The sequence below is a fragment of the Cellulomonas sp. P5_E12 genome (genome assembly GCF_054049315.1).
The window spans coordinates 191,547-209,963 of the sequence record NZ_JBFUMP010000005.1; the positions used below are offsets into that span (position 1 = coordinate 191,547).

The 18,417-nt window shown below is 73.2% G+C and carries 17 protein-coding genes; 10 read left to right on the top strand and 7 right to left on the bottom strand.

Annotated elements, in window-relative coordinates; all coding sequences use genetic code 11:
• Positions 1 to 19 precede the first annotated feature (19 nt).
• The 7 genes from ACXJKA_RS06300 to ACXJKA_RS06330 all read left to right on the top strand — a co-directional run bounded on the left by ACXJKA_RS06300 (position 20) and on the right by ACXJKA_RS06330 (position 8,379).
• Complete coding sequence (locus ACXJKA_RS06300) at positions 20 to 1,258, top strand: hypothetical protein (RefSeq protein WP_456824325.1); 1,239 nt, start codon at positions 20 to 22, stop codon at positions 1,256 to 1,258.
• Positions 1,255 to 2,025: a glycosyltransferase family 2 protein gene (locus ACXJKA_RS06305; protein WP_456824326.1), complete on the top strand. Its 771-nt coding sequence runs from the start codon at positions 1,255 to 1,257 to the stop codon at positions 2,023 to 2,025. Before ACXJKA_RS06300 ends, ACXJKA_RS06305 begins: the two co-directional genes overlap by 4 nt.
• On the top strand, positions 2,022 to 2,867 hold the full coding sequence (locus ACXJKA_RS06310; protein ID WP_456824327.1) for a ChbG/HpnK family deacetylase: 846 nt from the start codon (positions 2,022 to 2,024) through the stop codon (positions 2,865 to 2,867). The genes ACXJKA_RS06305 and ACXJKA_RS06310 overlap by 4 nt, the downstream gene beginning before the upstream one ends.
• The gene (locus ACXJKA_RS06315) at positions 2,864 to 3,544 is read left to right on the top strand and encodes a class I SAM-dependent methyltransferase (RefSeq protein WP_456824328.1); all 681 of its coding nucleotides are present in this window, start codon (positions 2,864 to 2,866) and stop codon (positions 3,542 to 3,544) included. Before ACXJKA_RS06310 ends, ACXJKA_RS06315 begins: the two co-directional genes overlap by 4 nt.
• Before the next feature lie 599 nt (positions 3,545 to 4,143).
• A complete protein-coding gene (locus tag ACXJKA_RS06320) occupies positions 4,144 to 5,496 on the top strand; it encodes a DUF6421 family protein (RefSeq protein WP_456824348.1) in 1,353 nt (450 codons plus the stop codon).
• A 44-nt stretch (positions 5,497 to 5,540) separates the two neighbouring features.
• Complete coding sequence (locus ACXJKA_RS06325) at positions 5,541 to 7,145, top strand: LuxR C-terminal-related transcriptional regulator (protein ID WP_456824329.1); 1,605 nt, start codon at positions 5,541 to 5,543, stop codon at positions 7,143 to 7,145.
• 124 nt (positions 7,146 to 7,269) lie between these two features.
• On the top strand, positions 7,270 to 8,379 hold the full coding sequence (locus tag ACXJKA_RS06330; protein WP_456824330.1) for a flavin-containing monooxygenase: 1,110 nt from the start codon (positions 7,270 to 7,272) through the stop codon (positions 8,377 to 8,379).
• A gap of 2 nt (positions 8,380 to 8,381) precedes the next feature.
• On the opposite strand, the gene ACXJKA_RS06335 is transcribed toward ACXJKA_RS06330, so the two are convergent.
• From ACXJKA_RS06335 to ACXJKA_RS06360, 6 genes are all read right to left on the bottom strand, one after another.
• On the bottom strand, positions 8,382 to 9,140 hold the full coding sequence (locus ACXJKA_RS06335; RefSeq protein WP_456824331.1) for a potassium channel family protein: 759 nt from the start codon (positions 9,138 to 9,140) through the stop codon (positions 8,382 to 8,384).
• A 25-nt stretch (positions 9,141 to 9,165) separates the two neighbouring features.
• Complete coding sequence (locus tag ACXJKA_RS06340; RefSeq protein WP_456824332.1) at positions 9,166 to 9,957, bottom strand: transglutaminase-like domain-containing protein; 792 nt, start codon at positions 9,955 to 9,957, stop codon at positions 9,166 to 9,168.
• 134 nt (positions 9,958 to 10,091) lie between these two features.
• Positions 10,092 to 11,567, bottom strand: coding sequence for an SDR family NAD(P)-dependent oxidoreductase (locus tag ACXJKA_RS06345; RefSeq protein ID WP_456824333.1), 1,476 nt, complete (start codon positions 11,565 to 11,567; stop codon positions 10,092 to 10,094).
• 83 nt (positions 11,568 to 11,650) lie between these two features.
• Positions 11,651 to 12,412, bottom strand: coding sequence for a hypothetical protein (locus ACXJKA_RS06350; RefSeq protein ID WP_456824334.1), 762 nt, complete (start codon positions 12,410 to 12,412; stop codon positions 11,651 to 11,653).
• A 24-nt stretch (positions 12,413 to 12,436) separates the two neighbouring features.
• Positions 12,437 to 13,111 carry a class F sortase gene (locus tag ACXJKA_RS06355; RefSeq protein WP_456824335.1) on the bottom strand — a complete coding sequence of 225 codons (675 nt, stop codon included), beginning with the start codon at positions 13,109 to 13,111 and terminating at the stop codon, positions 12,437 to 12,439.
• Positions 13,111 to 13,896 carry a hypothetical protein gene (locus ACXJKA_RS06360; protein WP_456824336.1) on the bottom strand — a complete coding sequence of 262 codons (786 nt, stop codon included), beginning with the start codon at positions 13,894 to 13,896 and terminating at the stop codon, positions 13,111 to 13,113. The genes ACXJKA_RS06355 and ACXJKA_RS06360 overlap by 1 nt, the downstream gene beginning before the upstream one ends.
• Before the next feature lie 199 nt (positions 13,897 to 14,095).
• On the opposite strand from ACXJKA_RS06360, the gene ACXJKA_RS06365 reads away from it, so the two are divergent.
• Both ACXJKA_RS06365 and ACXJKA_RS06370 read left to right on the top strand, forming a co-directional pair.
• Positions 14,096 to 15,508 carry a glutamate decarboxylase gene (locus ACXJKA_RS06365; protein WP_456824337.1) on the top strand — a complete coding sequence of 471 codons (1,413 nt, stop codon included), beginning with the start codon at positions 14,096 to 14,098 and terminating at the stop codon, positions 15,506 to 15,508.
• Positions 15,505 to 16,350, top strand: coding sequence for a hypothetical protein (locus ACXJKA_RS06370; protein ID WP_456824338.1), 846 nt, complete (start codon positions 15,505 to 15,507; stop codon positions 16,348 to 16,350). Before ACXJKA_RS06365 ends, ACXJKA_RS06370 begins: the two co-directional genes overlap by 4 nt.
• A 1-nt stretch (position 16,351) precedes the next feature.
• Here the strand turns inward: ACXJKA_RS06370 and ACXJKA_RS06375 are convergent, their stop codons facing one another.
• Positions 16,352 to 16,996 (bottom strand): nitroreductase family protein, encoded by a 645-nt coding sequence (locus tag ACXJKA_RS06375; RefSeq protein ID WP_456824339.1) that lies wholly within the window; start codon positions 16,994 to 16,996, stop codon positions 16,352 to 16,354.
• A 36-nt stretch (positions 16,997 to 17,032) separates the two neighbouring features.
• Here ACXJKA_RS06375 and ACXJKA_RS06380 point away from each other — a divergent pair.
• Positions 17,033 to 18,417: helicase-related protein (locus ACXJKA_RS06380; protein ID WP_456824340.1), on the top strand; the 1,385-nt coding region annotated here is incomplete at its 3' end.

Genomic DNA, 18,417 nt, shown 5'->3' on the forward strand with positions numbered 1-18,417 from the left:
AGCCGCGCAGGGGGCAAGGGTGCAGGGCGCACACGGGGAGGTGTCCGGCCGCGAGGTCGTCGCGCCCGCCATCGATCCCGGACGATGGCGCTGGGGCGTCGTCGCCGGAGCTTTCGTCGCTATCGCGGTCCTCCTCTCGACCCTGCTCGGGCTGACCTCCACGCCCCGCTCGCAGCCCCTGCTCCAGGGCCCGGCGTGGCTCGACGGCTGGTTCCAAGGCGACTCCGGCTGGTACTACCAGATCGTCACCAACGGCTACTTCTTCACACCCGGCAGCCAGTCCTCGATCGCGTTCTTCCCGGTATATCCCCTCGGCGTGCGCGGGCTGGGCGACCTGCTCGGCGACGTGCAGCTGGCAGGGTCTCTGCTCGGCCTTCTGGCAGGCCTCGCCGCAGTACTGCTCTTCTCCGGCTGGGTATGGGCGCGACTGCCGCGCAGGTCTGCGGCGCTGGCGATCGCGGTCCTCATGCTCTACCCGTACTCGTTCTTCCTCTACGGGGCGATGTACGCGGACTCGCTGTTCCTCCTGTGCGCGATCGGGGCATTCCTCCTGCTCGAGCGGCGCTGGTACCTCGCCGCCGGCCTCGTCGGTGCGCTCGCGACGGCCGGCCGGCCGGTGGGGGTCGCGGTCGCGGTGGGTCTCGTCGTCCGCACTCTCGAGCTGCTCGCGGACGACCGACCGGCGCGCCGGGGCGCGCCGGCCACGGTGTCTCGGGCGGGATGGCGTGAGGTCGTCGGCGCCGTGCGGGACGTCCGCGCGCGGCAGCTCGGCGTCCTCGTCTCGGTCCTCGGGATCGTCGCCTGGTGCGTGTACCTCGGTCTGACGTTCGGCCACCCGCTCGCCTGGATCGAGACGGAGTCGTCGCCGGGGTGGAACCAGGGCGTGGGTCCGCGTACCTGGTTCAAGCTCACGTTCGCCGGCACGCTGCTGCGCGGCCCCTGGGACATCGCGGCACTGCTCGCGCTCCAAGCCCTCGCGTGCCTGGCCGCGGTCCTGCTCGTGCGGCGAGTCTGGCTCCGCTTCGGCTGGGGGTACACCGCGTTCACCGTGGTCGTGCTCCTCATCCCGCTGCTGGGTACCAAGGACTTCATGGGCACGGGCCGCTACGTGCTCGTGGCGTTCCCCGTGATCGCGGCGGCGGGCGACTACCTCGCCGGACTGCGGCACCGCTGGATCAGCGTCGCGGTGCTCGGGTTGTGTGGTGCGCTTCTTCTCGTCCTCACCTACCTCTACGGCCGAACGGTGGAGGTCTCGTGACCGTCGCTCCCCAGATCCCCGACCCGTTCGAGAAGCTCTCGATCTTCTTCCCGATGTGGAACGAGGAGCGGTACATCGCCCGCGCCATCCACGCGGCTCGTGAGGTGTGCGGGGAGCTGGTGGCGGCGGCCCAGATCCTCGACTACGAGCTGATCGTCGTCGACGACGCGTCGACCGACGCGACCCCCGAGATCGCCGACGCGATGGCCGCCGACGACCGCCACGTGCTCGTCGTGCACCACCCTCAGAACCGCAAGCTCGGCGGCTCCCTGAAGAGCGGGTTCGCCGCCGCGACCGGCGACGTCGTGCTGTACACGGACGCCGACCTGCCGTTCGAGATGACCGAGCTGGTCCGCGCCCTGCGCGTGCTGCACACCTACGAGGTCGACATGGTCAGCGCATACCGCCTGGACCGCACGGGCGAGGGGCCTCGCCGGGCGGTCTACTCGTTCCTCTACAACGGGCTCGTCCAGCTGCTGTTCGGCACGCGCGTACGCGACATCAACTTCGCCTTCAAGCTCTGCCGGCGGCGGGTGCTCGACCACGTGACGCTGAAGAGCGAGAGCTCGTTCATCGACGCCGAGCTGGTCATCCGCGCACAGCGTGCGGGGTTCCAGGTGCTGCAGATCGGCGTGGACTACTTCCCCCGGACGCGCGGGGTGTCGACGCTGTCCTCGTTCGGGGTGATCCGGGCGATGGTCCGCGAGATGCTGCAGCTGCGAGGGGAGCTCAAGCACCTGGGACCGGCTGGGGGCCTGGGATCGTGAGCAAGCTGCTCATCGTGACGGCCGACGACCTGGGTCTGACCCGGGGCGTGAACGCCGCCGTCCGGCGAGCGCACGAGGACGGCGTCGTCACCGCGACCTCCCTGCTCGCCGTCGGGCGGGCGTTCGACGATGCCGCGGCGATGCTGCGTGACCTTCCGACGCTGGAGCTCGGCGCGCACCTCGCGCTGGTGGGCGAGGACCGCCCGTTGCTGTCCGCGCGGGAGATCCCGAGCCTGGTCGACAGCCGCGGCGCCTTCCCGCTGAGCTACCGCACGCTCGTGGGTCGCGGGCTGACCGGTCGCATCGACCCGGACGACGTCCGGCGTGAGCTCGGCGCGCAGCTGCAGCGCGTCCTCGGGGTCGGTGTGCCCGTCACGCACGTCGACACCCACCAGCACACCCATCTCTGGCCGACCGTGGCGAGAGTGGTCGCCGACCTTGCGAGGGCGGCCGGCATCTCCGCCGTACGGCTCCCGACCAGCCACGCGCACGGGCCTCTCGGGCTGGGGGTGCGGACCCTGTCGCGCCGGACACGTTCCACGCTGCGCGCCGCCGGACGCGCGACCACCCTCGACTACGCGGGTCTCGACGAGGCAGGCCGCCTCGACGCCGCGCGCTTCCGGAGCACCTTGGCCGCGGCGCAGAGCCGGGGGGCGGCGACGCTCGAGGTCAACTGCCATCCCGCGGTCGAGGGCGACGCCGACCTGCACCGCTTCACCTGGGACTATCGGTGGGCCGACGAGCTCGCGATGCTCGTGGACCCGCGGGTGCGCGACGCGATCCGAGCCTCGGGCTACTCGCTCGGCGGCTTCACCGCGCTGCTCCAGGACGGTGCCGCATGACCCGAGCCGTTCGTCGCCGTCCGGACGATCCCGGTCGCCGCGCGCTGCGCCTGTACCGGTCCGCTTCCGTCGGCGACCGAGCCCACGTGCTCGTGCGGTGGTTCACCGCGCCGTTCCCGCAGATCGCGGAAGCCCTGCCGTCCGCGGGGCGGGTGCTCGAGATCGGCTGCGGGCACGGCCTGTTCAGCGCCTACGCCGCGCTTGGTGCCCCCGGCCGACAGGTACTGGGCGTCGACATCGACGCCGACAAGATCGCCGTCGCCGTGGCCGCTGCAGGGGGCGTCGACCGCCTCGAGTTCCGCCGGGCACCCGACGGCGCCGTCCCGGCGGGCCCCTGGGACGCCGTCGTGTTCGTCGACGTCCTCTATCTGCTGAGCGCCGAGAACCAGCGGTCGTTGCTCACCGAGGCCGTGCGGGTGCTGGCCCCCGGCGGCCGTGTCGTGATCAAGGAGATGGGCATCAGGCCGGCATGGAAGTTCCGCTGGAACACGCTGCAGGAGACGGTCTCGGTCAAGGTCCTCCGGATCACCGAGGGATCGTCGTTCGACTTCGTCGACCCGAGCACGATGGCCGACTGGTTGACGGAGCTCGGTCTGGTCGTCGACCAGCGGCGGCTGGACGCGCGGCGCGTGCACCCGCACCACCTGCTCGTCGCACGGCTGACCGACCCGAGCTGAGCCGCTCGCTCCCACGGCGTCCAGTTCCCTCACCCTCCGCTGCGTTCCCGAGTCGTTGACCGGGCGGCGTGCGGACCGTACCGTGCAGTAACGCTGCCGTCCGAATGGTGAGATGACACATGAGGCTCTTCCCGACCGTCCACGCGACCGGCGACCTCCCGGCCACGCACCGCGCGCACCTCGAGGGACACGGGCTGACCTTCGTGGGGCCGCAGGACGATCCGGACGTGGTCCTGGTGCTCGCCGGCACCGAGCCGGCTGGGAACGTCGCGGGTACCGGCGTGGTCGTCCTCGCCTCGGGCGACGAGCAACCCGCCGTCACGCAGCTGCTCGCCGCGGCCGGCATCGTCGCCCGTCCGACGGCGGTCGGGACGGTCGCGCTCGTGCCCGCCGACCTCACCGCCGACGACCTCCTCGCCTGGACGACGGACCTCGCCCTTCCGGTGCGCGCCACGCTCGACGCCGACGCCGGGCCGCTGCTGCGGACAGCGACGGGCAGCCAGGCGCTCGGGCACGTCGTCGCGGCGGGGCTCCGCGCGCCGTCCGGCGGCGTCCTCGCGCTGGGCGTGGAACCGACGGCGGACCTGCTGCTCAACGCCGTGACCTGGGCCGCCCGCCCGACGCCGGCGGACGCGGGGGCGACGAACCGGTCCGACCTCGCGACCCATCCCGCGTGGACGCGACTGAAGCGCGACGTCACGGAGCTGCAGGCCCTGCAGGTCCGCGACGGCTCGGTGCCGGACGCCGACCACCACGAGCGGGCACGCGAGCTCGTGCACGCCCTCGGGCTCTCCCTCGACGAGCTGACCCCGGCGCTGCCGCACGACGAGGACTACCTGACGGCCGTCGGCAAGGACCTGACCCGCTGGGCCGACGGCGGCTTCGAGGTGCCGGACTTCCTCGACTCGCTGGTCGCGTTCCACCCGGAGCGGCAGCGGGTCGACGGGCTGCCGCACCTCGTCGTGTTCCCCATGTACACGCAGAACGGCAGCACGGACCGCCGGGTCGAGGCCGTGCTGCTCCAGGTGCGGTGGCCCGACCTGGTGGCCCGGCTCGAGGCCGAGCAGTTCAGCAACGCGCTGTTCGTCCCGGTGACGTTCCTCGACTTCACGCCGGGCTACGACACGAACTCGGCGGTGCTGTTCCCCGAGACGGTCGCCGTGCGCGAGGTGCCCACCTTCACGTGGGGCGCGATCTTCGCCGACCGCGAGGCCGCGCGGTTCCGTCGGGTCGTGCGCGCCGCTGCCGACACCACGCGCCTGGCGCTGCCACCGGACGCCGCGCGTCTGCTGGCCGACCAGCGCCTGGCCGAGGAGACGTTCGTCCTCTGGGACCTCGTGCACGACCGGACGCACATGCGCGGTGACCTGCCCTTCGACCCGTTCATGATCAAGCAGCGGATGCCGTACTTCCTCTACTCCCTCGAGGAGCTGCGCTGCGACCTCACGGCCTTCCGAGCGGCGGTGCGGCTGGAGGGAGAGGGCGTCCCGCACGCGCGGTACGTGCAGTACGCCATCCTCTTCGACCGCCTGTTCCGCTTCCCCGTCACCGGCTCGCGCGTGCGCAACTACGACGGTCTGGGCGGCCAGCTGCTGTTCGCGTGGCTGCACCAGCACCACGTCCTGCACTGGACGGACTCGCGGCTGACCATCGACTGGCCGCAGGTGCCGGACGCCGTGATCGCGCTGGCCGAGCAGATCGAGCAGCTCTACTGGCGGTCCATCGACCGGCCCAAGACGGCCCACTGGTTGGCCGCCTACGCACTCGTGTCGGGCACCCTGACCCCGCACCCGGCGTCGGTGTGGGCGCGGGGCGACCTGCCGCTCGACGGGCCGCCCAAGGGGTTCACCGACGCGGTGCTGGACGACGAGTTCCCGCTCTCGATGTTCTACGAGGCGCTGGCCCGCAAGATCGCCGACGTCGTCACGTCGACCAGCGGGATCACCGCCTGACCGGATCCGGGTAGCGTCGCAGGAGTGCAGCGACGAGGTGCGCGATGACGGAGCTGGACCGGGGCCGGGAGGCCTTCGCGTCGGCCGAGTGGGCGCTCGCTCGCGACTGCTTCCGATCCGCCGACGCCGAGCACGCGCTGGGCCCACAGGACCTCGTGCTGGCCGGGCAGGTCGCCGTGCTGCTCGGCGACGACGCGGCCGCGCCCGATCTCTTCGCGCGCGCGCACCGCGCGTTCCTCGCAGCCGGTGACGCCGAGCACGCGGCACTGTGCGCGTTCTGGCTCGGGATGCACCTGGTGAACCGGGGCGAGCTCGCTCCCGGCTCAGGCTGGTTCGCCCGCACCCACCGGCTGCTGGCGGACGGCGACGGCGACTGGGTGGTCGCCGGCTACCTGATGGTGCCCGAGGGCTGGCGGGCGCTGGCCGAGGGCCGGTTCGACGCGGCGGCGGACCTGTTCGCGCGCGCGTCGGAGGTGGGTGAGCGGTGCCGCGAGCCGGACCTGGTCGCCATGGCGCGCGTCGGCCACGGGAACGTGCTCATCGCGTCCGGGCACCCGCGCGAGGGCGTGGCCCTGCTCGACGAGGCGATGGTGTCCGTGACCGCGGGTGAGCTGACGCCCATCACCACCGGCGTCGTGTACTGCACGGTCATCGACGTCTGCCAGCGTGCGCTCGACGTCCGCCGCGCCCAGGAGTGGACGGCGGCGCTCGAGCAGTGGTGGGCGTCGCAGCCGGGCCTCGTGCCGTTCACGGGGGCGTGCCTGGTCCATCGCGCGCACATCTCCAGGCTCCACGGCGACTGGTCGCAGGCTCTGGCCGAGGCGACGGACGCGTGCGAGCGGCTCACGCGGAACGACCCCCGCGCGGCGGCGACGGGGTTCGTGGAGATCGGCGAGCTGCGCTGCCTGCGCGGGGAGACCGACCTCGCCGACGAGGCGTTCCGCCGGGCCGCGGACCTCGGACGCGACCCCCAGCCGAGCCAGTCCCTGCTGCTCCTCGCCCAGGGTCGCCCGGAGGCGGCAGCGGCGGCGATATCCCGCGTGCTGGCCGACCCGACGCACCCGGCGGACCGCGCGTCGGTGCTCGCGGCCGCAGTCGAGATCCTCCTGGCGGCCGGCGACGTCGGGTCGGCCCGCCGGGCTGCCGAGGAGCTGACCGAGGTCGCGGGCGCCCGCGCGACGTCGTGGCTCGACGGCCTGAGCGCGGACGCGACCGGCGCGGTCCTGCTCGCCGAGGGCGAACCCGGGCGGGCGCTGCCGGCCCTGCGTCGCGCGCGGTCGATCTGGCTGCAGCTGGGCGCGCCGTACGAGGGAGCCCGCACGCAGCTGCAGGTCGCACGCGTGTTGGAGGCCCTCGGGGACGAGGACGCGGCGCGCCGCGAGCGGGACGCCGCCGCCGGGACGTTCGGACGCCTGGGCGCCGCGCCGCCCCCGTCGGTCGCGCCGGTCGGCGGGCTGACTGGCCGCGAGGTCGAGGTGCTCGCCCTCGTCGCGACGGGGCTCAGCAACCGTGCCATCGCCGAGCAGCTCGTGCTCAGCGAGAAGACGGTCGGCCGCCACCTGAGCAACATCTTCCTCAAGCTCGACGTGCACTCCCGCGCGGCCGCGGGAAGGTGGGCGCACACCCACGGCGTGGTCCGCGCCGGCTGACGGCCGTGCGTGGGGCGAACGCCCCATGTCGACGCGCGCCACCTGCACCGTTCGCCCGATGCGGGGCGGTGCGCCGCGTTCCTAGCGTGAGACGCGACAGCGGCACGCAGGGACGGAGACCGAGATGGGCACGCAGAGGTTCGACACCGTGGTCGTGGGTGGCGGTCAGGCCGGCCTGACCGTCGGCTACCACCTCGCCCGGCGCGGTCGGCCGTTCCTGATCCTCGACGAGAACGATCGGGTCGGCGACGCCTGGCGCAAGCGCTGGGACTCCCTGCACCTGTTCACCAACGCGTGGGCGGTGGGCCTGCCCGGCATGCGCTACCCGGGCCCGCGGCTCGCCTTCCCGTCCAAGGACGAGTACGCCGACTACCTCGAGGCCTATGCCGAGCGGTGGGCACTGCCCGTCCGCACGGGTGCGCGGGTCACCCGCGTGAGCGCCGTGAGCGGGGGGTCGTTCGTCGTGACGCTCGACGGCGACGAGATCGAGGCCGACCACGTCGTCGTGACGACCGGGGCGAACCACGCGCCGCGGGTCCCCGAGCTCGCCGACGGGCTGGACCCGCGGATCGTCCAGCTGCACTCGGTCAGGTACCGGAACCCCGACGGCGTCCCGGTGGGGCCCGTGCTCGTGGTGGGCACCGGCAACTCCGGCGCGGAGCTCGCGCTCGAGCTGGCCCGCACGCGGCCGGTGCTCCTGGCTGGGCCCGACCCGGACGAGATCCCCGTGCCGCTGACCACCGCGACGAGCGCGATGGTGCTCCCGCTCCTCCTGCTGGTCCAGCGGCACGTCCTGACCCTGCGCACCCCCATGGGGCGCCACGCAGCCGCGCAGCACCGCACCGTGCCCCTGATCCGGACGCGCACGCGCGACCTCGCGGCCGCCGGCGTCGAGCGCGTGCCGCGCGTGGTCGGGACGCGCGACGGCCTCCCGCTGCTCGACGGTGGACGCGTCGCCGAGGTCGGCTGCGTCGTGTGGTGCACGGGCTTCCGCACCGATCTCGGGTGGCTCGACCTGCCGGCGTGCGACGACGACGGCCGGGTCCTGCACGACCGGGGCATGTCGACGACGGTCCCGGGGCTCGCGTTCGTCGGTCTGCACTTCCAGTTCGCGCTCGCGTCGGAGACCATCGCCGGCGTCGGTCGCGATGCGGCCTGGGTCGTGCGCCACCTCGACGACCGGCGCGCGCCGACCGCGGTCGACCCTCCCGTCGCCCGCACGTCGGCGGGCTGACGTCAGTCGCGGGCCGGTGCCTGGTCCGGGACCGGCTCGGGTGCGTCGTCGTCCTTCGGCGGGATGATCGCCTCCGAGCGGCCGTGGAACGCGGCGACGAGGCGGGCCACCAGGACGGCGAGGAACACCTGACCGACGAGTGCCTCGAACGTGGCGATGCTGCGGCCGGGGAACAGGGCGGCCGTGTAGTCGCCGTATCCCAGGGTGGTCAGCGTCGTGTACGAGAAGTACTGGAACGACCGCGCGTTCGCCACCTCGCCGTTGGCGAAGAACTGCCCCGCCGTGAAGGCGTCCATGAGGCCGAACAGGCTCGCGAAGAACATCCCGATGATCAGGTACGCGCTCAGCGCGCCGGCGAGCGACTGCACGGTGACGGCGGTCCGCCGCAGGATTCGGTCGAGGATCACGACGAGCGCCGTCATGAGGATCACGCAGACCACCCCGTCGAGGACGCCCTCGGCGATGTCGCGGGGCAGCGCGACGAGCGCGACGAGCGCGACGACGGCGGAGACGACGAGGACGATGCGGACGAAGCGCTTCTGGTGCGGCATCGGCCGGGACGTCCGCACGGCCAGCCCGAGCGTGAAGAGGTAGAGCACGAGGACGAGGATCTCGACCCACAGCGCGGAGCTCAGGGCGTACAGGACGTACACGGTCACCAGCAGGCTGAGCACGATGCCGAAGTCGTCGGTGCCTGTCCGCCGGGCGAGGAACGACCGGCGGTGCGTCTTCGCCGGCGTCGCGTCGAGCGGTTCTGTCACGCCCCGGAGGCTAGCAGCGGCGTCCTCAGCCGATCGTGACCAGGTCCCGCACGTCGTCGTTGGGCAGCACGTCGACCACCGCGGTCACCTCGAGCTCGTCGAGGTCGGCGTAGCCGTGGTGCACGTTGAGGAACGCGGTGTCGGACGCGTCGCGCCCGGTCGCGATCCGGACGAGGCTCGTGCGCGGCGCCAGCGTCGTCGCGTCGACGACGTACCACTGGCCGTCGATGTTGGCCTCGGCGACCGCGTGGAAGTCCATGGGGGACAGGCCGGGCGCGTACACGGAGACCAGGCGGGCCGGCACGTCGAGCGCGCGCAGGAGGGCGATGACCAGGTGGGCGTAGTCCCGGCAGACGCCCTGGCGCGCCAGGAGCGTCTGCACCGCGCCGTCGGTGGGCAGGCTCGATCCAGGCACGTACGACAGCCGAGACCCCACCCAGGAGCTGATGGCGGCGAGCAGATCGTAGCCGTGCAGCCCGGCGAACTCCGCGTACGCGGTGGGACCCAGCGTGTCCGACTCGCAGTACCGGCTGGGCCGCAGGTAGCGCAGCAGGTCGGCCTCGTCGGAGGTCACCGGCGTTGCGCGCCCGTCGATGGACGCCGAGTAGTCCAGAACCAGGCGGCCGACCTCCGCCTGGACCACGTGGAGCCGCGTCCCGTGGTGGTCGGGGACCTCCTTGGCCTCGACCGGTCGCCCGTCGAGCGTGATCCGGAGGGACTCCCGCGCGGCGACCTGGGTCGAGACGGCGAGCTCGAAGGCCAGCGTGGCGGGGGAGGTGACGTCGAGGGACAGGTGGGCGGTGAGGTCGCGATGCACGCGCTCATCGTGGTCGACGCGCGCCGCGTGCGCCTCTCGAGTGCCCTTGGTGGGGGGCGGCGTCGTGTCGACGCCGGCCCCCGTCACTGATGATGCTCGCGGGGATCAATCCCTGACAAGGATGACAATTCTCGTCACCAGGCGGAGCGCACGTAGTCCTTGAGGAAGCAGCCGTACAGGTCCTCGCCGGCCTCGCCGCGCACGATCGGGTCGTACACGCGCGCGGCGCCGTCGACCAGGTCGAGCGGGGCGTGGAAGCCCTCCTCCGCGAGCCGCACCTTGGTGGGGTGCGGCCGCTCGTCGGTGATCCAGCCGGTGTCGACGCTCGTCATGAGGATGCCGTCGGTGGCCAGCTCGGTCGCGCTGGTCCGCGTGAGCATGTTGAGCGCGGCCTTCGCCATGTTGGTGTGCGGGTGGCCAGGGCCCTTGTAGCCGCGGGAGAAGACGCCCTCCATCGCGGACACGTTGACGACGTAGGCGCGACGCGCTCCGCCGCCAGAAGCAGCCGCGCGCATCGCGCCGCGCAGGCGGCTGACCAGGATGAACGGCGCCGTCTGGTTGCACAGCTGCACCTCGAGCAGCTCCATCGGGTCCACCTGGTCGACCGTGTGCACCCAGCTGTTGGTCTCGGCCGTGTCCGGCACGAGCCCTCCGGCGTCGATGGCGGTGCCGGCGACGAGCCGCTCGAGCGAGGCGTGCTCGGCGTTCAGCGCGAGCGCGTCGACGCCCGGCCCGGCCGCGATGCTCGTCAGCTCGGTGACCGACCCGGCCAGCGCGACCGGGTGCGCGCTGCTGGTGCGGCCGAACGTGGTGATCTGCGGCAGCGGGCGGTCGGGCAGCGGCTCGAGCTCGGCGTCCGCGAGGTGGGTGTACGCGCCGGGGGAGCGGCGGACGGTCTGCGCCGCGTTGTTGATGACGATGTCGAGAGGTCCCTGCGCGGCGACCGAGTCGGCGAGCGCGACCACCTGGGCCGGGTCGCGCAGGTCGATGCCGACGATGCTCAACCGGTCCAGCCAGTCGGCGCTGTCGGGCATCGCGGCGAACCGGCGGGCGGCATCGCGGGGGAACCGGGTGGTGATGGTCGTCGTCGCGCCGTCCCGCAGCAGGCGCAGCGCGATGTACATCCCGATCTTGGCGCGGCCGCCCGTGAGCAGCGCGCGCTTGCCGGTGAGGTCGGTGCGGGCGTCCCGCTTGGCGTGGTTGAGGGCCGCGCAGGCCGGGCACAGCTGGTGGTAGAACGCGTCGACGTCGACGTACGACTCCTTGCAGATGTAGCAGGGCCGCGCCTTGAGCAGCGTCCCGGCGCTGGCGCCCCGGACGCTGGACACCAGCGGGATGCCCTGCGTCTCGTCGTCGATGCGGCCCGGGCTGCCGGTCGCGGTCGCGTGGATGACGGCGCGGTCCGCGGCGCTGATGGCGTCCCGCTTCTCCGCGCGCCGCTGCTTCTTCGCGGCCTTGAACAGCGCGGACGTCGCCCGGCGGGCCAGCGCGAGGTGCGGGTGGTCCGACGGCAGGGCGCTGATCTGCTCGGCGACGCGGAGGAAGACCTCGAGCTCGGCGGGGTCGACGCCGTCGAGCGCCTCAGGGCTGGTGAGCGTGGGGGCAGTCATCGTGCGGGTGTCCTAGCTGGTCGTCAGAGAGTGGCCGACGGGCAGGGAGCACGAGAGCCGGGCGCGCGGGGGATCGGTCGATTCTACCCGTCCGCCCTGGGGGACCTCGCGGGACCTTCGACGGGGGTGCCGCCGAGCAGGTCCCGCAGCCTGTCGTGCCGGGCGGCGTAGGCGGCGTCGAACCGGCGCTCGGCGCGCTCCAGCTTCCGGCCGCGGTACCGGCGGCGCGCCCACCACGACCCCGGTGTGGCCAGGCGGATCGCGCCGACCCAGGCGATCACCGGCACGACGACGCCCAGGATCCCGGTGGAGAGCTTGCCCTTGAGGATGCAGACGAGCGCGCAGACCATGTGGGTCAGCACCACGCCGGTGAAGACCCATGCCGGGGTGCCCTCGACGGGGGTCTGGCCGATGGGCGAGACCCCGAGCAGGATCGCGCCGCCCAGCGCGGCGCCGACGAGGATCGCGTCGATCGACTTGCGGCCCTCCGTCGACCAGTACACGTCGTCGAGGTGGAACCAGAGCGCGAACTCGTCCAGAGTCAGGGCTGCGCCGGCGCCGAAACCGAGGGCCAGGAGGTCGATCCACGGCGAGGCGGGCGTGAACCGGAAGACGAGCAGGCCGCTCACCAGGACGAGCAGGATGCCCCAGACCTGGTGGTGCACGTGCACGCCGCCGATGTAGACGTCCTGGACCGGTCCCGGCGCGTCGGCCTCCGCCGCTTTCCGGGCGTGGATCCGACGGGTGATCGTCCGCACCAGCGCGAACGTCACCAGGAACCCGACCAATGCCCAGAGTGCCGGCGAGCGTCCGGTCTGCACGAACGTCTGGTCGTACCAGTCCACCCGACGACCGTACCGGGGCGAGCCTCAGCCGCTCAGGTGCGCGAAGACCACGGTGTTGTCGGTGTAGTGCCCGGTGCTCCGGTCGAACCGACCGCCGCAGGTCAGGAGCCGCAGCTCGGGACCTGTCGTGTTGCCGTAGACCTCGAGCGTGGGGAAGTCGTCCTTCGGGACCGAGCGCACGGCGTCGACGACGAAGGTCGCGGTCGTGCCGTCGGCCCGCGCGACCACCACCTGCGCTCCCGCGGTGAGCCGGCCGAGCTCGTGGAAGACGGACGGGCCGTCGACGCCGTCGACGTGGCCCTCGATCACCGCAGGCCCGACCGCGCCCGGGCGCGGCGAGCCGTCGAACCAGGCCGCCTTGTCGTAGTCCGGGCCGGGTTGTGGCACCTCGAGCGTTCCGTCGGGCTGCACGCCGACCGTGAGCAGGTCGGACGAGATCCCGAGCGACGGGATGCTCACCTGCACGGGGAGCGGCTGCTCGGGAGGCGCCGGCGCCGCCGTCGTCTCGCTCGGCGCCGGTCGGACCGGGACCGGAGCCGGGACGGCGACGGGGACCGGCTCGGGAGGCGCCGGCTGCTGCGCGTGCAGACCCACGGCGAGCGCCGCGCCGCCGCCGAGGACCAGGACCGCCCCGGCGACGAGCGCCCGACGACGCCCGATCGCCGGCCCGGGGCCGTGCGACCGGGCGTCGTCGTCCATCAGCGCGTCGCCGCCGCGGTCGCGGTGCGACGGCGGACCAGCAGGCCGGTCCCGGCCAGCAGCGCGACGCCGCCTGCCGCGAGGAGCCCGGCGTCCTGGACGCCGGCCGTCGAGCCGCTGCCGGTCTGTGCGCCGCCGGCCGGCATGGTCGACATCTGCGAGGACGCGAGCACCGCGCACAGCGCGGGGTCGGTGGCCTCGGTGGGCAGCGACGGGTCCAGGTCGGACTTCGTGTCGCCGTCGTACGTGCCGTCGTTGTTGTAGTCGACGCCGTGGATCACGACGACCGACTTGCCGGAGACGATCGCGTCGGCGACCTCCGGGGCGATCTGGATGGAGCCGCGCTCGTAGTTGAGCTTGCCGCCCGGCGCGGTGTCGAACCGGTCGACCGCGAGGCCGGACGCGGGGGAGGTGTCGCCGGTCTTGGTCAGCGAGACGACGATGTCGCCGTAAGCCGGGCCGCCGTCGGTCGTGTTGAGGTGGCCGACGTCGCCGTTCTTGTCGTCGGTCGCGGCGGGGCACTCGTGCCGCGCCTCGGCGCCGAAGTGGATGTGCGCCGCGTGCGGGTTGTCGGGGAGCAGGCCGTAGGCGGCGAGGTCGACGGTGAGCGTCGTGCCGCTGACGGTGGCCATCGCCGTGCCGCCGCCCTGGACTCCGTTGAGCGCGACCGGGGCGAGCGTGCCCTGCGACGATCCGTCGGCGGCCGAGGACGGCCCGGCCAGGGCGATCATCGTCGCCAACCCGACTGCGGGTGCGACCAGTGCGATGCGAGTGCGTGCCTTCATGAGGCGGTCCTCCTGGGTCTCGTGGCCGTCCCGGTGCGGGGGCGGCCTGACCGGTGAGGTTCGGAGCGTGGGCCGCCGCGGATGGGTGGGCAGACAAACCGGACAGATCGGCCCGCGCGAGGATAGGTTCGATCTCGCAGGTGCCGACCGGGGACGGCAGTCAGCCAGAGCTCCGGACGGATGAACTGGAGGAGCACACGTGAGCGAGACGCCCGACCCCTACGGCCCGATCCACGGGCGCCCCAGCTTCCGGGAGCACATCGATCGCGGCACGTTCCCGGAGCACGGGCTCGAGCCCGACGAGGCCTACGAGCTGCTGCACACCGGGCTCATGCTCGACGGGCGCGAGACGCTGAACCTCGCGTCGTTCGTGACCACCTGGATGGAGCCGCAGGCGGAGAAGCTGATCCACGACACGCTCCGCAAGAACCACATCGACCACGAGGAGTACCCGGCGGCGTCGCTGATCGAGGAAGCCTGCGTGCACATGCTGGGCGACCTGTTCAACGCGCCGGACTCGACCCAGGTCGTCGGCGTCGCGACAATCGGCTCGTCGGAGGCGATCATGCTCGGCCTGCTCGCCCACAAGCGGGCGTGGCGCGACCGCCGGCGGGCCGCGGGGTTACCCACCGACCGGCCGAACGTGGTCTTCGGCGCGGAGACCCACGTCGTGTGGGACAAGTTCGCCAACTACTTCGACGTGGAGATGCGCAAGATCCCGATGAAGCGGGACCGGTTCGTGCTCGGTGCCGGGGACGTCGAGGCGCACATCGACGAGAACACGATCGCGGTGGGGGCCGTGCTGGGCACCACCCACATCGGCGAGGCGGACCCGATCGAGGAGATCAACGACCTGCTGGTGCGGGTCAAGGCCGAGAAGGGCTGGGACATCCCCCTGCACGTCGACGGGGCGAGCGGCGCCTTCATCGCCCCGTTCTCCGAGCCCGACCTGCGCTGGGACTTCCGGCTCGAGCAGGTGGCGTCGATCAACGTCTCCGGGCACAAGTACGGGCTGGTCTACCCGGGCGTCGGCTGGCTGATCTTCCGCGACGCCTCGAGGCTGCCCGAGGACCTGGTGTTCAGCGTGAACTACCTCGGCGGCGCGCAGCCGACCTACACGTTCAACTTCTCTCGCGGCTCCGCCATGATCCAGGCCCAGATGTACAACTTCCTGCGGCTCGGGCGCAGCGGCTACACGTCGATCGTCGAGACGATGCTGGCCAACGCCCGGTTCCTCAACGAGAGCCTCGAGGCCAGCGGGAAGTTCACGATCCTGAACCCGGGCCTGGCCGAGCCGGTGGTCACCTTCTCCATCAAGGGCGACCCCGGCTTCGACGTCTACCACCTCTCCGCCCGCCTGCGGGAGGACGGGTGGATCGTGCCCGCGTACAGCCTGCCGCCGGACGCCGACGAGGTGCACCTCCTGCGCGTCGTGGTCCGGTTGGACCTCAGCCGGATGATGATCGAGCTGCTCCTGCGCGACCTGTTCGCCGCCTGGGACGCGCTGGTGGCCGAGCAGCCGGTGCAGCGGCCGGCCGCCAAGCCCGACGTGTGGACGTCACCCGCGCACGCCGCCGCGAAGAGCAAGGCGCGCACCGGCCTGGGGCAGTGACCTCGACGGTCCCGGACCTGCCCGCGGGCTGGCGCGTCCTGCGCACCCGCGGGCCGGCCGGCTTCGTCACGCACGCGGTCCTCGCGCGCCCCGACGGCACCGAGGTCGAGTGGACGTCGCGACGGCACCGCAAGGGGCTCGGTCTGAGGCTGGCCGGCGTCCGGGCGGAGGGCGGCCGGGCCAGCGCGATGAGCTGGTGGATCGGCTCGCTGTTCGCGATCGGTTCGGTCTGTTTCGCCCTCGGGTCGGTGCCGGCGTACTTCGACAACATCGACCCGGGGATCGTCGCGGGCACCTTCTTCGTCGGCTCGATCTTCTTCACCAGCGCCGGTTACCTGCAGTTCCACGAGGTGCTGCGGGCGCCCGGCGGGGTCCTGGTGGAGTCGACGCGCCCGCGGCCGCTGGCGTCCCTGATCGGGTGGAAGCCGCGGCGGATCGACTTCTGGGCCGTGCTCGTGCAGCTGGTCGGCACCGTGTTCTTCAACATCAGCACCTTCGCGGCCATCCAGAGCGACCTGACCACCGAGCAGGCCAAGCGGCTGGTCTGGGCGCCGGACGTCTTCGGCTCGATCTGCTTCCTCGTCGCCAGCTGGCTGGCCTACTCCGAGGTCAACCGCGGGATCCTGCCGCGCTCGGACCGGTCGGTCGGCTGGCGGATCTCCGCGCTGAACATGGTCGGGTCCATCGCGTTCGGCGTGTCCGCGATCGCCGCACGCTACCTGCGCTCCACCGGAGAGCTGGCCAACCTCGCGCTGGTGAACCTCGGCACGTTCCTCGGCGCCGTGTGCTTCCTGCTCGGCGCGCTGCTGCTCCCCGTGGAGTCGGCCAAGGACCGGTCCTGACTCACCACCCGTCGAGGTGCCAGACCTCGTCGAGAGGCTGGCGCGGGGCCGGCCGGAACGTGTCCCCGGTGTAGTACGCGGTCGGGATGAGCGCGCCCTGGCGGACGTCGGCAGGGATCCCCAGGAGGTCCGCGACCTCCCGCTCGTGCGCCAGGTGAAGCGTGGTCCACGCCGTCCCGAGCCCCCGGGCGCGCGCGGCGAGCATGTAGCTCCAGGCCGCGGGCAGCAGGGAGCCCCAGAGCCCGGCCTGGCTCCCGCCGGACAGCCGCGGCGCGGTCAGGCACGGCAGGACGAGCACCGGCGCGTCGCCCATGTGCTGCCCGAGGTACTCCACGCTGTCGCCGATCCGCCGCTGCACCCCCGCGCGCTCGGGATCGTCCTGGAACAGCCGTCCGGCGTACCCCGGTGCGGCGACGTAGGCGTCGACGGCCCGCCGGTACACGTCGCCGACGGCGGCCCGCAGGTCCGGGTCGGTGACGACGACCCAGTGCCAGCCCTGCCGGTTGGAGCCCGAGGGTGCCTGCAGCGCGATCTCGATGCACTCGCGGACCAGCTCGAGCGGCACCTCGCGCGTCAGGTCCAGGCGCTTGCGAACGGACCGTGTCGTGGTCAGGAGCTCGTCGGGGGTGAGGGGCAGCGTCGTCATGTGGACATCCTGGTTGCTCACGGCAGACTCCACCCCGTGGACGACGACCCGATCGGCCGGCTGCTGGCCGACCCGCCCGACCTGCCGGTGCGGCACGGGCTTGCCGACGTGGTCGCGGCCTTGCGGGCCGGCGGTGCCGCGGTCGTGCAGGCGCCGCCCGGCACCGGCAAGACGACGCTCGTCCCCCCGGCCGTCGCGTCGGCGGTGACCGGTCGGGTGATCCTCACGCAGCCCCGACGCATCGCCGCGCGGGCGGCCGCGCGTCGGCTGGCCCACCTGCTGGGCGAGCCGCTGGGCGCCACGGTCGGCTTCTCGGTGCGCGGCGAGCACGTCCTGAGCGCCGCGACGCGCATCGAGGTGGTGACGACGGGCGTGCTGGTCCGCCGCCTGCAGCGGGACCCGGAGCTGCCGGGCGTCGGCGCGGTGATCCTCGACGAGGTCCACGAGCGGCACCTGGTCGACGACCTCGCGCTCGCCCTCCTCGTCGACGTGCGCGCGAACCTGCGCGACGACCTCGCGGTGGTGGCGATGTCCGCGACCGTCGAGGCGGAGCGCACGGCCGCCCTGCTCGGCGGCGCGCCGGTGGTGAGCGTCGCCGGTGCGCTCTTCCCGGTCGACGTCGTCCAGAGCCCGCCGCCGTCCCGCGTGGCCCGGACCGACGAGCGCGGCGTGACCCCGGGGTTCCTCGACCACGTCGCCTCCACCGTGCGCCGAGCCCTGACGGAGCGCCCGGGCGACGTCCTCGTCTTCGTGCCCGGCGCCGGCGAGGTCGACGGCGTCGCCCGACGGCTCGGGGGCCTCGACGTGGACGTGCGGCCGCTGCACGGGCGGCTGCCGGCCCGCGAGCAGGACCTCGCGCTGACGCCCGGTGCGCGACGCCGGGTGGTCGTCTCGACGGCGGTCGCGGAGTCGTCGCTGACGGTGCCCGGTGTCCGGGTCGTGGTCGACGCCGGCTTCTCCCGCGAGCCCCGAACCGACCACCGTCGCGGCCTCGCCGGCCTGGTGACCGTGAGCGTGAGCCGGGCGGCGGCGGAGCAGCGGGCCGGGCGCGCGGGCCGGGAGGGGCCGGGGGCGGTGTATCGCTGCTGGTCCGCGGCCGACGACGCCCGGCTGCCGGCGCACCCGCAGCCGGAGATCCTCACGGCGGACCTCACCGCGTTCGCGCTCGAGCTGGCGTGCTGGGGGAGCCCTGACGGCGCCGGGCTGGCGCTGCTGGACGCTCCGCCCGAGGCGGCCATGGCCGCGGCGCACACGATCCTCGCGGATCTCGGCGCGGTCGGACCGGACGGCCGTCCGACCGCCCGGGGTCGGGCGGTGTCCGCCGTCCCCGCCGACCCGCGGCTGGCGCGGGCGCTGCTGGACGGGTCGCGGCTCGTCGGCGCCCGACGTGCGGCCGAGGTGGTCGCGCTGCTCTCGGACGA

Coding starts and splice junctions, on each gene's coding strand:
- ACXJKA_RS06325 (WP_456824329.1), top strand. CDS start 5,541: ATGACGGAGCTGGACCGGGGCCGGGAGGCCTTCGCGTCGGCCGAGTGG.
- ACXJKA_RS06345 (WP_456824333.1), bottom strand. CDS start 11,567: ATGACTGCCCCCACGCTCACCAGCCCTGAGGCGCTCGACGGCGTCGAC.
- ACXJKA_RS06360 (WP_456824336.1), bottom strand. CDS start 13,896: ATGAAGGCACGCACTCGCATCGCACTGGTCGCACCCGCAGTCGGGTTG.
- ACXJKA_RS06375 (WP_456824339.1), bottom strand. CDS start 16,996: ATGACGACGCTGCCCCTCACCCCCGACGAGCTCCTGACCACGACACGG.
- ACXJKA_RS06330 (WP_456824330.1), top strand. CDS start 7,270: ATGGGCACGCAGAGGTTCGACACCGTGGTCGTGGGTGGCGGTCAGGCC.
- ACXJKA_RS06315 (WP_456824328.1), top strand. CDS start 2,864: ATGACCCGAGCCGTTCGTCGCCGTCCGGACGATCCCGGTCGCCGCGCG.
- ACXJKA_RS06355 (WP_456824335.1), bottom strand. CDS start 13,111: ATGGACGACGACGCCCGGTCGCACGGCCCCGGGCCGGCGATCGGGCGT.